The following is a 13518-nucleotide window of genomic DNA, read 5'->3' as shown; positions in this document are numbered from 1 at the left end:
AAAACATAAAAAACGCCAATATTTTAAAGCGGATAATAACCCCAGGGCTTCTTTTGCCTTTTTTTTCGTTTGGTAAATTTCTTAATGTTTGTGGCTGAACGACAACCGTCATCCCGCTACTTGTTAGCGGGATCTCTTGTTAGCGGCTGAGATACCGCGAATGAATCGCGGTATGACGGTTCGCGGCGGCATGACGATAAGGTTTATACCTTGTCATCCCAGTGCCCAAACACTGGGATCCAGTTTTCTTTACAAATTCACCAAAAGTGTTTCATTCTATAACATAAAACCCATACTCACCAAATCCAATGCATTACTTGCAATTAAGTTTCCTGGATCCCAGTGTCTGGGCACTGGGATAACAAAGGAGGACGTTATTCCAGTGCCAAGCACTGACCATTTCTGGTCTCTTAAATTGCAACTAATCTAAGTATTAAAAAATTTACCAAACGAAAAAAAAGCAAAAAAAGCCCGATGGTTGGCTAGTTACTTACATTATACTTTCAAGTATGGCGTTTTTTTATTCTAAACGCTTAATAACCGTGACTCAGCCGCTTTTAAGCCGCAACTAATCTAAATTATAAACGTTAAGAAATTTACTAAACAGAAAAAAAGGCAAAGAAACCCTAGGGTAGCTAATTATTCACTATCCATTTTTTAAGTTGGCGTTTTTTGATGTTTTAAATAGCGTATTTCAGCTTGCGTAGCTAGAAATTTGATAAAGACATGAGGTGCACATAGTGCAAAAAATTAAGCATGATTTACGCCAAATACATTAAGTTTTTTTGTCATTAATCCACTGCAGAGATTGCGAAGATAAATAAATAGCTTCAGTTTCATGATAAGGGGGCTGGCGAAGGGTGTCAAGGAAGTTTTTCGTTTCATCCAATGCGTTGCCAAAAGTTTGTTATGCAAGAGATCCCATAAATTGGGTGTCATAATAACTACACCCACATTAATTTTGGTGTACGTGACCTTGAAAGATCGTGATTCAATACTTAAATTATTAGGGTAGTAGGCAAATAATGGAGCTCAAAATGCATAATGTACAAGAAACTGAAAATTTAAAATTTGACGCTGAGGTAGGGAAAGTACTGAATATAGTGATTCATTCACTTTACACCAATAAAGACATTTTTCTGCGTGAATTAATATCAAATGCATCAGATGCATGTGATAAGTTGCGCTATGAATCTCAACTAAACCCTAATTTGCTAGATTTGAGTGACGAATTAAAAATCACTATCAGCTCCAATAAAGATAAGAACGAGCTATATATCACTGATAATGGCATTGGAATGAATAGACAGGATTTAATAGACAATCTTGGTACAATTGCAAGCTCTGGTACGCAAAAGTTCTTGGATGCGATTAAGAATAGCAAGGATTCAAGCCAAACTGTGGAGCTGATTGGGAAGTTTGGTGTTGGTTTTTACTCAAGCTTTATGGTTGCATCAGAAGTAATAGTAGAATCGAGAAAAGCTGGAGAAGAGGAGTCTTGGATCTGGCAATCCAAAGGAGATGGGGAATATTCAATCAGCAAGTCAGATAATCAAGTCCCTCGCGGAACCAAAATTACGCTCATTATGCATCCTGAAGAAAACGAGTTTTTAGATAAATTTCGTGTTGAAAATATTGTCACTACTTACTCTGATCACATAAATTTTCCTGTTGAATTTATAGACGAAGAAGGAAAAAGTGAAAAGTTAAACAGTAAGGCTGCAATTTGGACTAAGCCAAAAAATGACGTTACTCAAGAGGAGCACAACGATTTTTTCCGCAGTGTTGCCCACGTTGGCGGGGAGCCCTGGATGATATTGCATAATAAAAATGAAGGTGCAATAGAATATACAAATTTGCTTTATGTTCCTTCTATAAAACCTTTTGATTTATTCCATCCAGATAGACGTTGCTCTGTTAAGTTATATGTAAATAAAGTATTTATCACTGAAGATAATGTACAGATCATACCGCAGTATTTACGTTTCTTGAAAGGTATTGTTGATTCACCGGACTTACCTCTTAATATCAGCAGAGAAACGTTGCAGAATAATCGTGTTGTTGAGCAAATCAGGAAATCCCTCACTAAACGCGCGATATCAGAGCTCGGTAAAAAGGCAAAAGAGAATTTAGAGGAGTACACAAAATTCTGGACCAATTTTGGTGCAGTATTAAAAGAGGGTCTTTGTGAAGCTATGCCAACTGATGAGAGAGAAGCGCTGCTCTCGATTTGCAGATTTCATAGCACTGGTGATGAGAAATTAGTCAGCATTGATGACTATATAAGCAGAATGAAGCCTGAGCAGGAGCATATCTATTATCTCACTGGAAATAGCTTGGATTCAGTGAAAAACAGTCCGCAACTTGAGGGATTCGTCAGTAAAGGACTAGAAGTGCTCCTATTTGTTGATCCAGTTGATGACTTTTGGACTAGTGTAATTCATGAATACAAAGATCAGAAAATCAAGTCTGTAACCCGTGCAGATGTTGATTTGGAAAAATTCTCTTCAGAAGAAGATAAGACAGATGAAGAAAATAAATCGAATGAAGAAAAAACTGAGGAAACTATACTGCAATATTTTACCACAGTGCTTGGAGATTCAGTAAAAAGCGTAAAAATTTCCAAAAAATTGACTGATAGTCCCGTATGCCTAGCGGTTGATGAAGGTGCTATGGATCTTCGCATGGAGCGTTTTTTGCGTGAACAAAAGCAGCTAAATTACCGCACGCCAAAGGTGCTTGAAATTAATACTAAGCATCCTGTAATAAAGAGTATAATGAAATCTTATGCTGAAAGTGGTGAAAACCCAACATTGGAAGACATGATTCATTTATTATTTTACCAAGCTTGCATCGTGGAAGGTGAAGAGATGGATGATGTAAGTCTGTTTGCTAAGAGATTGAATAATTTGCTTGGCAAGATTTCTGTTTAATGCTATACTTAGCTTAGCTGCTAGTTAGGAGGTAAAACATGTTTGGTTCCAATTTTAGAGACTTTGTATCACAGGATACAACTTCACAGGGCCAATCAAATTCTGAAAGATTAATCAAAAGTTGCCATGGTTTTGAAAAATCAGATTCTGAAGATTCAGGTATTAAAGAAGAGTTTGAAGTTTTAGATAGCGAAAGTCAAGAGATACCAGCTACTCCATGTAGCACACCCTCTGAAGATCTAAGTTTAGAGAATGCAATACTTGCAAACTTTCCTGATGATTGTGATAGGTTGTTTACCGTAGAATCAAAAGATGAAGGTTCATTTGATACCATTCCTAAAAGTTTAACTTTCGCTGAAATAACAAATATCCTAAATCAAGCTATACAAGAAGATAATTGTGAAGAACTAGACAAGGTTGTACAAAATATTGAAGATTATGAAGGCAGGTCTATTACGCTGGATAATGTAAATTTAAAGAGTTTTTGTGAGCAACAACTTAACTTAGATTTACAAGATAGAAGGGATCATCAACATATATACTCAAATGTACTATCACAGTATAAATTTGATCAGGAGAATTTTGAGTGTGATTATTCAGTAAAAGAATTGGTATTATTGGCAACTGCAGCTAATGACAAGCTAGTAGAGCAATATCAGGTTTTTCTTTTTGCTGAAGAAAATTTAAGTCTTTTACCTGTACTTGTTGGTGGTCAAAAATATATTGAAGCTTTTATAGAAAAATTCCATGGTACTGATGGAGTTTGTGAAAGATTAGAAGGTCAAGCTATACAACTTGTCGAACCTAATAAGATTGACTTTTTCTCAGTTATAGCACTAAGAAAAGAGCAAGAATTACTAGAGACAGTTTTTGTCGAATACGTTTTAAGAGATTTTGGACAGGTGTTAAAAACAAGTAAACCTAATCCTTTGTATGGTGCGCTTGAAACAGCATCTCTGATCAAAAATGAAGAATTCATCACGATAGTGCTAGATGCATTTGAAAGATATATTAATGAGCTAACTAAAAAAGCCTCAACAGAAGAGTTATTAAAAAAGAGCTTTGCTACCTTGTTAGAAACTGCGATAAGCCAGGAACACACATCTGTCATTGAATACCTGTGCAAACGATACACTAATAGTGCAGATCGTGCCATTTACGATGTATATGAACAAGCATTTGCAGATGATAAAGTTATGACAATACTAAGGCAACAAATCCTGAAAAACATAGGAGCTCGTGGCAGAAAAGAAATTTATGATTTAATTCTGAAAACTGCATTGGATGCTGGTAATATTGCATTTATCGAGCACTTGTGTGAACAATGTGCTAAATGCAGCAATGATGTTATTAATTATCTTGATCATAAATCTAAAAACAACGAGTTTGATGAAATATATGAATCAATTCTGATTGCATTGTCTAATACTGAAAGTCAAGACATTATAGTCAGTGTTCTAGCTCATGTTCAAATTTATCAAAGCATACTCAATAATAAACAGCAAGTAGTCAGGCAAACCATACAAAATATACTGAGAAATGCAATAAAAGAAGCTAGTTATGGAGTTGTTGTACCCTTATGTCAGCATGTTGACCTAAAATTCGCAGTTCTTCAGGCAATATGCAAGGAAGAATTTGAGAAAGCTTTACCAGTAATTGCAGAACAGCTTGAAAAAATAAGTATGGAACTTTCTCCAAGTATGACTCGTAATGAGTATCAAAAAAATAGAGATACTTTGAGTCATCGATATCTAATTAGAAATTTGTTAGAAAGTAGTAAATTAATCAATACTTCCAGTAAAGCAAATATACAGACACAAGCGAATACACAAGTTAATAAAAGAAGCAGCAGTGATAATGCAGTATCACCTGTTATAAAAGGCGATACGGCTGTAGTAAATGAAGAGAATAACAATCAACCAAGCAGTCAAAGAAACCCAAAATCCAAAAGTGCTGGCAGTCAACAGACAGAAAAAAATGTTCTTGCAGGGGAGGAAGAAAATGCTATCTTAAATAACACAGGGGTTTCAACGCAGGAGCCTTTAATTAATAATTTTGAGGAGGGTGAAATCAAAAAAGGCAGCGGAAAAAAAGGTGTTAAGCAACTTGCCAGTCCTGTTAAGAAAAAGATTGATGGACTTATAAGCAAAACCAGTACTAACTTAAGAGAAGAACTCGAAAATATTCTAAAAAGTAACTCTCCTACTCTTGTACTACAATATGTAAAAAATAAAGACGGTCCCTTTAAGGGTAAAGTAGAAGAAATTAAAAAAGAAATTAAAAACCATAATACAAAACAAGGTAATGTTAATATTTCACTGAACAACGATTTGCCAAATTCAGGAGACCAATCTACAAGTTCTAATAATACCGGAAGCAATAGTACACTTACCACAACTCCAGAAATTACGGGTTGTGAAAAGAAGTTGGGGGTAAGTGAAGTTTCTTCGAATGCTGACAATGTGTCTACAATTGGAGGTGTTATTAACAGTAAGGAAAAGCCTGCAGCAGTAGAAAAAACTAGTGCTATAAACAATCAATCAACCTCTATTACTGCAACACAAAATACGCAAAAGAGTAAGTGGCCTACCATAGCTACATGGACGTTAGCAGTAGCTGGAGTTGTTTCAGGAGTAGCTATTGCAGTTTATTTGGAAATGCTAGCTGCAGGAATAGCAGTTGGAGCTTGTTGTCTGGTTGCCGCTGCAATTATATACTGCTGTACACCTAAAAGCCAAGTTGAAAACAACAAGGTTGACAAACCTTTCAACACGGGGAAAGTACCTACTGCCGTACATGTATAATAAATATAGTAGTTTACCATTTAATAATTTATTATAATTATGTTAATTATCGGTAAATAAGGACTTGGTAAACTACGAAGAAATATTCTTGAATAAAATAAAAGATATAAAAGATGAGGGGCGCTACCGTGAATTTACGCACTTTGCGTCATTACCAGGTAGGCTCCCCCACATTATGGACTATGAAAGAAATAGGGAAGTAATAGTCTGGTGCAGTAATAACTATTTGGGAATGTCACAAAATGAGAGTGTAATTGCCGCTATCCAAAATTCATCTGTTGGTGCTGGAGGAACAAGAAATATATCTGGTACAACAAAAGAGGTTGTTGAACTTGAAAAATCCTTAGCTTGTTTGCATAAAAAAGAGGCTGCTTTAACTTTTGCTTGTGGCTACCTCGCTAACCAGACAACACTTAGCACTTTATCGTCTGTTATTCCGGGCGTAGTAATTTTTTCAGACGAGAAGAACCATTCTTCGATGATAGAAGGCATAAAATCAGGAAAAAGGCCAAAACATATATTTAAACACAATGATGTTAATCATCTAGAGCAGTTACTCAAGTCTATAGACAAAAAGACACCAAAAATAATAGCACTTGAATCCGTATATTCAATGGATGGTGATGTAGCTCCGCTTAAAGAAATATGCGACCTGGCAGATCAACATAATGCAATTACCTATTTGGATGAGGTGCACGCAGTTGGCATGTATGGTTCACATGGTGGCGGAATTGCAGAAAGAGAAGGTCTGATGGATAGAATAACCGTTATTCAAGGTACACTATCAAAGGCTTTTGGAGTGATGGGTGGGTATATAGCGTCTTCAAAGAGCTTGGTAGATGTAATAAGAAGTTCCGCTCCAGGATTTATTTTTACCACTGCTATGTCGCCTGTTTTAGCAGCGGCAGCAAAGGCAAGCGTTGAGCACCTAAAATCGAGCAACATTGAAAGGGAAAAGCAAAAGCAAGTCGTTGAAAAAGTAAAAAACTCACTGAGAAATGCAGGAATTAACTTCATTCCAACAGAAACTCATATAATTCCAATAATAATTGGCAACTCAGAGTTATCCAAAAAAGCATCAAAATTATTATTTGATGAGTATGGAATATATGTTCAACATATAAATTACCCGACAGTTCCAAGAGGAACTGAGCGTTTCCGTATTACCCCTACACCTTATCATACCGATGAAATGATAGAGCATTTAACAGAATCTCTTGTAAAAGTTTTCGAAAAGTTGTCTATCTCTGTAGCCTGTTTATGCTATAGCTAGTACAGCCCTACGTCATACCGCGATTTATTCGCGGTATCTCAGCATGGATTCCGCTAACAAGTAGCGGAATGACGAGTTTTACGCTTATCAAATTGTAGGTAAACATAAATTACTTTAGCTATAGTTTTATATCTCCAGCAATGATTAGCCCGTTGTCTTCCGTTAGCCTTCCACCGCTTTCTTGCAGAAAAAGTCTACCGAGCAAGGCTTTATATTTGTTAACTCCAGAGTAAATTATTCCACTGTGCCTTCCTGCCGCAAGGTATGCAAAGCCTAAAATTGTTGAACCTATGGAGCGTACATTACTATTGCCAGGCAGCAATTTATTTAACAAATTACCACTTACATCTATTAGACCCCCTTCACGGCTTTTCACTCGCATTTTTACATGACGAGATCTAAAATCCTCAAGAAAAGCACCTTTCTTTTCTTCTGCCCAAAAAGTTTCTCTAAGAGCCGGAGCATCAATTACAGCTGCCACAACTTTATTTTTATGAATGAGACAGACTGATACTGCAAAATAAACCATGCAACTAGAAAAGTTCTCCCTGCCCTCTATAGGCATAATAAACCAGGTATAAGTGTTATCTTTTACTTCTTGATCAGTATCATCTTCAAAAATAAAACCATAGTCTCGTTTGTAGTCGTGCAAGCAATCGTATATGGTTTGCTTGGATTTTGAATAAGTTTTATTAATAAAGTCTGCTGATTTAACATTAGAAATTTGCAATTCATTAAAATCGCGCATAAGCTGCTTGGAAGCATTACGCACAGAATCAAGCATCACATTAATTCGTGGTGATGAGAGGGACATTCTTCCTTTTACTCTTTCACTCTTTCATAATAGCTGTCACCTGGAGTATATACTACAATTTTATCCTCTTCTTTTATAAATTGAGGCACGTTAACGCGCATTCCGTTTTCCAAAATTGCAGGCTTATAAGAAGCAGTAGCAGTTTGTCCTTTAATAACAGACTCTGTTTCTTTCACAGCAAGTGTAACATAATCAGGCACATGCGCAGAAATTATTTTGTCTTGATAAGCTACAACTTTAATTTTCATGTTATCCTGTAAATAAATTTTTTTTTCTCCCAATAAGTCCAAATTTATAGTGATTTGCTCGTAATTACTTGGATGCATAAGATTTACAATGTTTCCTGCAGTGAAAAGGTAAACATATTCCTCTTCATCTAAAATTGCCCTTCTGATTGTTGCATCAGAACGAAATCTTTCATAGTGTTTTGCTCCGGTTTTGATGTTTTTCATTTCGGCTTGTATGTATGCACCACCTTTACCAGGTTGAGTATGCATAATACCTACAACCAAAAATAATCCGCCGTTATGTTCCAACACCTGACCTGGTCTGATATCGTTAGCTCTTTCTGCCATAATTACATTTTCAATTTGATCTTATAATTATAAATAGCTTTATATAAATATCAAAGTCTTTATTAGTCAATAAATTCTGGTATATTTAATACTATATACCTCCCCTTTATATTTATATGTGGAAATATCTCTTTAGTGAAAGACAGCATAATACGTTTTTTTGTGCTGATAACTAAAATTTCTAATATATCCCCTGAGCCGAAATTATACACAGATTTTACATAGCCATATAATTCATTACTTTTCAGCCTTACTTCCATATCTACAAGGTCACTTTGGTAAAATTCATCCTCATCATTTAGCTCTGGTAACTTGCTTCTTTCTATATATAGCTTCTTATTCCTTAAAAGCTCTGCTTCATTACGGGAATTTACTCCGCTTATTGTAGCTATTACTAAATTATCACCTATGACGGATACTGAGTCTATTTTATAATTCTCATCACCACTTATTAGCTTACCATATAAGGAGATATTTTCAGGCTTTTCAGTAAAGGTTTTTACTTTAACAGCTCCTTTAATTCCGTGAGGAGAGGTAATAATTCCTAAGCATACCAGATTGTCGTTCATATTAATGCAAGTATCTAATCAGAAGATTTCTCAGATAAATATTGAGTCAAAATCTCGATGCCTTCATCAATCTCTTTTTCAGTGATAATGAGTGGAGGTAAAATTCTCACAACGTTATCTGATGTTACCCCAACAGTAAGCAAGCCGCGATGACTTAACTCTTCTGCAAACTTTTGATTGTCTGCTTTCACTTTTATTCCAAGCATTAACCCTTTCCCTCTTACTTCCTCTATTATTGGAAATTTACTTGCTAAGTCTTCTAGTTTATTTTTTAAGTATTTACCTCTAATTTCAACATTTTTCAAAAAGCCGGGGCTGAGCAATTCTTCGAGCACAGCATTACCTACTGAGGTTGCAAGCGGATTGCCACCAAAAGTGGAACCGTGCATACCGACCGCCATATATTTAGCAGCATTTTCAGTTGCAAGACAAGCCCCCAGCGGAAACCCCCCGCCTATTCCCTTTGCAAGAGCACATATATCAGGTTCCACTCCTATATGTTCGTATGCGAATAATTTTCCTGTCCTACCAGCACCGCATTGTACGCAATCAAAAAATAACAATATGTCATTTTCATCACACAGCCTTCTTAGTTCTTTCATAAAGACTTCATTCATTACTTTGATACCACCTTGCCCTTGTATTGGTTCTATTAATATAACGCCTATACCACTTGAAATTGCTTTCTTTACGCTCTCAATATTGGGCTCGATGTTATCACACCAATCAATGTAGGGATTTAGTAATTCAGAAAATTTCTGTTTATCGTTTGTAGCACAAGTTAAAAAGGTTCTTCCATGAAATGCACCATGAAATGTTAAAATTCTGTGACGATTTTTATTGCCTTTTCCATTTTGATAGATCCTAGCAATCTTAAGTCCACATTCTACTGCCTCTGATCCAGAATTTGAGAAAAATACAGTGTCAGCGAAACTATTGTTTATTAATTTTTCTGCAAAATTATTGGCAGCAGGTATATTATAGGTATTTGATATATGCCATAATTTTTCTCCTTGCAATTTAAGAGCACTAATTAATCGCGAATTAGTGTGACCTAAGCTACTAACGGCTATTCCGGAGTGAAAATCTACGTAGCGCTCACCATCAACATCATATAGGTAGATACCTTTGCCATGAGAAAAATTTATATTAACAGGAGAATAAACTGGCAAAATAGGAGAAATTGTCATAAAATATTATATACTAAATTTTATTATTAATAACGTAAAAACCGTTGTTTCACAATAAGAAGGATATGTATAAGCTAGGTAAATTGATGTTTTCTGCGTTGAAGAAAAACAAATACACAAAAGTTATTGTATTACTCTCATCGATCTTTATGATTTTATTCAGTGTGATATATTGTAATCATTTACTAAGGAGTAATTTCCTTTCTTCTTACCGTGATTCAAGTGTAAACTTAAAAAGCGTACTGGAAAATGGCATAATAAAAAAATACCATTATTTACTAATAGAAAAGCATCACATTAAATACAAAAATTTTGACTACATAAACCAACTAGTAAAACTACGTGCTGAATTATTACAATCAGTGAGCAAAGTAAAGGATTTCAGCTTAATACTGTATGATCAAAACGGCAGAATAATATTCAGTAATTTTAACACTCAAGATTATGATTATGAACAGTTACTTACAAACGATGAAATTGATAAACTATTAAGTAACCAAGAAATATTTTATACTACAGGAAATACATTAACTTCTATTTTCCCTATATTCCATGAAAATAGCGTTAAACCGTCGTTTTTTTTGAAGATTCTTCGAAACTACAATAATTCTTATGTTATAGCATATGGCCTGTTTTTAACATTTTTGGGCCTATTATTAATAATCTTAATATTAATAATGTTCTATTTGCACTTTTCTAATACCCAAATGCTAGCCAAGCAACATAAAACTAACATTGAATTACAGCAGATAAAAGAGACATTAGAGCAAGAAAATGCAAACAAGCTAAAGTTTTTTGCAAGCGTTACACATGAATTACGCACACCTCTTAATGCTATTATTGGATTTGCAGAGTTGATCAAAAATGAAACTTTAGGTTCAATGGATAACTCTCAATACAAGGAGTATGCAGACGATATATATAATGCAGGGACACACTTACTTGCCTTAATTAATGATGTGTTAGATTTTTCAAAAGCTGAATCAAGTAGTTTAACAGTAGAAAAAGTGAAGTTTAACCTGAACAAAATAATAGATTCATGTGTAAATATGCTATTGCCTAAATTAAAAGAAGCCGGGATTAATTTAAAAAAAGAGATGACTAATAAACAATTATTAGTCATTGCAGATCCCAAGAGAATGAAACAAGTTATAATAAATTTATTATCAAACTCAATCAAGTTTACTCCCAAAGATGGTTTAATAAGAATGGTGATAAAAGAAAATATAGAAAAAAACTTATTAACTATTGAGTTTCATGACAATGGAATAGGAATAATGCAGCAGGACATATATAAAGTTATGTCTGTTTTTGGCCAAGCAGATTCGGGGTATAGAAACGAAGGTACGGGCATCGGATTGCCGCTAAGCAAGAAATTAGTAGAGTTAATGGGTGGAACTTTTGACATTAAAAGTGAAGCAAAACTTGGTACTACGATAACATTGAACTTCTTTTATGAAGAACAAACATGTGAAGATTCGATTGATTTTTAATAGGATCTATTTGATATGGCCTTACATCAGACGAAAACCACACTTTATCAAGAGCGGCAAGCCGAGAAGGTAGGCAGAAATTCATCAATAAGCCCCCATCAAGAATCTTATCTGTTAGCTATATATAAAATTTGATACTCTGACTACAATATACTACTATAGATGGAAGTGTTATTAATGGAGCAAGGTATGGAATTAGCAGTAGGAAATAATGCACCCGATTTTAGCTTGCCAGCAGATTCTGGTGAAAATTTATCACTGAGTGAATTTTTTGATAAAAAAAATGTAGTTCTTTATTTTTATCCTAAAGACGATACTCCGGGTTGTACAATGGAGGCAAAAGGCTTTAGAGATAAAATAGATGATTTTTCTTTCCTTGACACAGTGATAATTGGTGTATCAAAAGATAGTGTTAAGTGTCACACTAACTTCAAAGCAAAATATTCTCTGCCGTTTTCTTTAGTTTCTGATGAGAATGCTGAAATGTTGGGAAAATATGGTGTTTGGGTAGAGAAAAGTATGTTTGGCAAAAAGTATATGGGAATAGAACGCACTACTTTTTTAATAGATAAAAAAGGTAAAATAGTGAAGATCTGGAAAAATGTAAAAGTTAGTGGACATGTTGATGAGGTTCTGGAAGAAGTAAAGAGAATATAAACTAAAGAATAGGTTAATGGCTACCCATTGCTACATAAAAAAGCTGAAATTACATAATTTTCGTAGCCACTCAAACTTTGAACTGGATTCAGATGATAGCTCAGTTGTAATAACTGGCAAAAACGGTATTGGTAAAACTAATATACTTGAAGCAATCTCGTTGCTTGCTAAAAGCAATGGAATGAAAAAAGCAAAAGCCAGTGAGATACAAAATAGATTCAGTAATGAAGATTGGGTAGTGCACTATGATTTTTTTAATGGAATGGATTTTAATTCAATTGGTATCGCAAAGAGTTTTGATAAGAAACTAATACAAATTGATGGAAAAACGCAATCGAGTTATTCATCTTTGTATAAGATATCCAATGTAATATGGCTGATTCCACAAATGGACTATGTTCTTCTTAATTCTCCAAGTGACAGATTAAAATTTTTAGACCGTATAGTCTCACTGTTTGAGGAAAATTACACTTGCTGCTACATGAAACACAGAAAAGCTAAACGTGAGCGAAGTAAACTGTTGAGAGAGAACACCTTGGACGAAAATTGGCTCTCTAGTCTTGAAAACATAATGGCCGTTAATGCAGTTAGTATTTTACGTATGCGATCGTCTGTTTTAAAGACACTACAAGACACAATTGATAACCATTCCAGTGAGTTTTTTCCGAAGGCAAGTTTGAAATTCAGCAGCCAGCTAACTTTGGACGATACTGCAGAATATTTTCAGAATCGTCTAAAGGAAAACAGAGAAAAAGATTCATTGACTGGTAGAGTAACCTTTGGTGTGCATAACGATAATTTTCGGGTTTTTTGTCAAAAAAGAAACGTACCAATAAATCTGTGCTCCACTGGAGAACAAAAGTTATTACTGCTTTCTATTATTTTATCCAGTGTAAAAGCAAGGTGTATTCATTACAATAAGGCACCACTTCTTCTACTTGATGATATAATGTCTCATCTGGATAAACATTACAGAAAGGCGTTAATGGAGGAAGTGTTAAGTATTCAATGTCAAACTTGGGTAACTGATGTAAATCAAGATAATTTCAATAGCTATCTTTATTCTTTCAAGTTTTTTGAATTATCAAATGAATTAAATGCAAAACTTCCTTGACAAACCTCGCCAGCCCCCTTATCATGAAACTGAAGGTATTCAGTTATCTTCATCTGTGCAGATTAAACAGCAAGAAAACAACGTAGTTGGCGTCTT

General features: G+C 34.8%; 11 protein-coding genes. 7 read left to right on the top strand and 4 right to left on the bottom strand.

Annotation, left to right across the window (positions count from 1 at the left end; genetic code table 11):
* The first annotated feature begins 160 nt into the window (after window positions 1–160).
* The 4 genes from OZD64_RS01030 to hemA all read left to right on the top strand — a co-directional run bounded on the left by OZD64_RS01030 (window position 161) and on the right by hemA (window position 7010).
* On the top strand, window positions 161–430 hold the full coding sequence (locus tag OZD64_RS01030; RefSeq protein ID WP_244663114.1) for a hypothetical protein: 270 nt from the start codon (window positions 161–163) through the stop codon (window positions 428–430).
* Between the two features lie 607 nt (window positions 431–1037).
* Window positions 1038–2933, top strand: a complete 1896-nt coding sequence (htpG, locus tag OZD64_RS01025) for a molecular chaperone HtpG (RefSeq protein WP_095742876.1) — start codon at window positions 1038–1040, stop codon at window positions 2931–2933.
* Between the two features lie 38 nt (window positions 2934–2971).
* The gene (locus OZD64_RS01020) at window positions 2972–5737 is read left to right on the top strand and encodes a host RNA manipulator TomO (RefSeq protein ID WP_274999144.1); all 2766 of its coding nucleotides are present in this window, start codon (window positions 2972–2974) and stop codon (window positions 5735–5737) included.
* Between the two features lie 64 nt (window positions 5738–5801).
* Window positions 5802–7010, top strand: coding sequence for a 5-aminolevulinate synthase (gene hemA, locus OZD64_RS01015; protein ID WP_006279721.1), 1209 nt, complete (start codon window positions 5802–5804; stop codon window positions 7008–7010).
* A 118-nt stretch (window positions 7011–7128) separates the two neighbouring features.
* Here hemA and OZD64_RS01010 read toward each other — a convergent pair whose 3' ends face one another.
* From OZD64_RS01010 to OZD64_RS00995, 4 genes are all read right to left on the bottom strand, one after another.
* Window positions 7129–7824, bottom strand: coding sequence for an inositol monophosphatase family protein (locus OZD64_RS01010; RefSeq protein ID WP_006279720.1), 696 nt, complete (start codon window positions 7822–7824; stop codon window positions 7129–7131).
* A gap of 8 nt (window positions 7825–7832) precedes the next feature.
* Entirely contained in the window at window positions 7833–8399 is a 567-nt protein-coding gene (efp, locus tag OZD64_RS01005) for an elongation factor P (protein WP_266408265.1), read from the bottom strand.
* 62 nt (window positions 8400–8461) lie between these two features.
* Window positions 8462–8968 (bottom strand): ribosome maturation factor RimM, encoded by a 507-nt coding sequence (gene rimM / locus OZD64_RS01000; protein WP_006279718.1) that lies wholly within the window; start codon window positions 8966–8968, stop codon window positions 8462–8464.
* 14 nt (window positions 8969–8982) lie between these two features.
* Entirely contained in the window at window positions 8983–10158 is a 1176-nt protein-coding gene (locus tag OZD64_RS00995; RefSeq protein WP_010963155.1) for an aspartate aminotransferase family protein, read from the bottom strand.
* A 65-nt stretch (window positions 10159–10223) separates the two neighbouring features.
* On the opposite strand from OZD64_RS00995, the gene OZD64_RS00990 reads away from it, so the two are divergent.
* The 3 genes from OZD64_RS00990 (at window position 10224) to recF (ending at window position 13422) form a co-directional block, all read left to right on the top strand.
* The gene (locus tag OZD64_RS00990; protein ID WP_038198431.1) at window positions 10224–11651 is read left to right on the top strand and encodes a sensor histidine kinase; all 1428 of its coding nucleotides are present in this window, start codon (window positions 10224–10226) and stop codon (window positions 11649–11651) included.
* Between the two features lie 189 nt (window positions 11652–11840).
* Window positions 11841–12308, top strand: coding sequence for a thioredoxin-dependent thiol peroxidase (gene bcp / locus OZD64_RS00985; RefSeq protein WP_010963157.1), 468 nt, complete (start codon window positions 11841–11843; stop codon window positions 12306–12308).
* Between the two features lie 16 nt (window positions 12309–12324).
* Window positions 12325–13422, top strand: coding sequence for a DNA replication/repair protein RecF (gene recF, locus OZD64_RS00980; RefSeq protein WP_274999143.1), 1098 nt, complete (start codon window positions 12325–12327; stop codon window positions 13420–13422).
* Window positions 13423–13518: the final 96 nt, after the last annotated feature.

This window comes from Wolbachia endosymbiont of Drosophila tristis, assembly GCF_028981745.1.
Lineage (GTDB): Bacteria > Pseudomonadota > Alphaproteobacteria > Rickettsiales > Anaplasmataceae > Wolbachia > Wolbachia pipientis.
The sequence above is the reverse complement of the archived record's forward strand: the minus strand, read 5'-3'. Positions and strand labels throughout refer to the sequence as shown.

Bases quoted from the DNA above. Each gene is read 5' to 3' on its own strand.
- OZD64_RS00990 (WP_038198431.1), top strand. From the start codon at position 10,224: ATGTATAAGCTAGGTAAATTGATGTTTTCTGCGTTGAAGAAAAACAAA.
- rimM (WP_006279718.1), bottom strand. From the start codon at position 8,968: ATGAACGACAATCTGGTATGCTTAGGAATTATTACCTCTCCTCACGGA.
- OZD64_RS01020 (WP_274999144.1), top strand. From the start codon at position 2,972: ATGTTTGGTTCCAATTTTAGAGACTTTGTATCACAGGATACAACTTCA.
- htpG (WP_095742876.1), top strand. From the start codon at position 1,038: ATGCATAATGTACAAGAAACTGAAAATTTAAAATTTGACGCTGAGGTA.
- OZD64_RS00995 (WP_010963155.1), bottom strand. From the start codon at position 10,158: ATGACAATTTCTCCTATTTTGCCAGTTTATTCTCCTGTTAATATAAAT.
- recF (WP_274999143.1), top strand. From the start codon at position 12,325: ATGGCTACCCATTGCTACATAAAAAAGCTGAAATTACATAATTTTCGT.
- efp (WP_266408265.1), bottom strand. From the start codon at position 8,399: ATGGCAGAAAGAGCTAACGATATCAGACCAGGTCAGGTGTTGGAACAT.
- OZD64_RS01030 (WP_244663114.1), top strand. From the start codon at position 161: ATGAATCGCGGTATGACGGTTCGCGGCGGCATGACGATAAGGTTTATA.
- OZD64_RS01010 (WP_006279720.1), bottom strand. From the start codon at position 7,824: ATGTCCCTCTCATCACCACGAATTAATGTGATGCTTGATTCTGTGCGT.
- bcp (WP_010963157.1), top strand. From the start codon at position 11,841: ATGGAATTAGCAGTAGGAAATAATGCACCCGATTTTAGCTTGCCAGCA.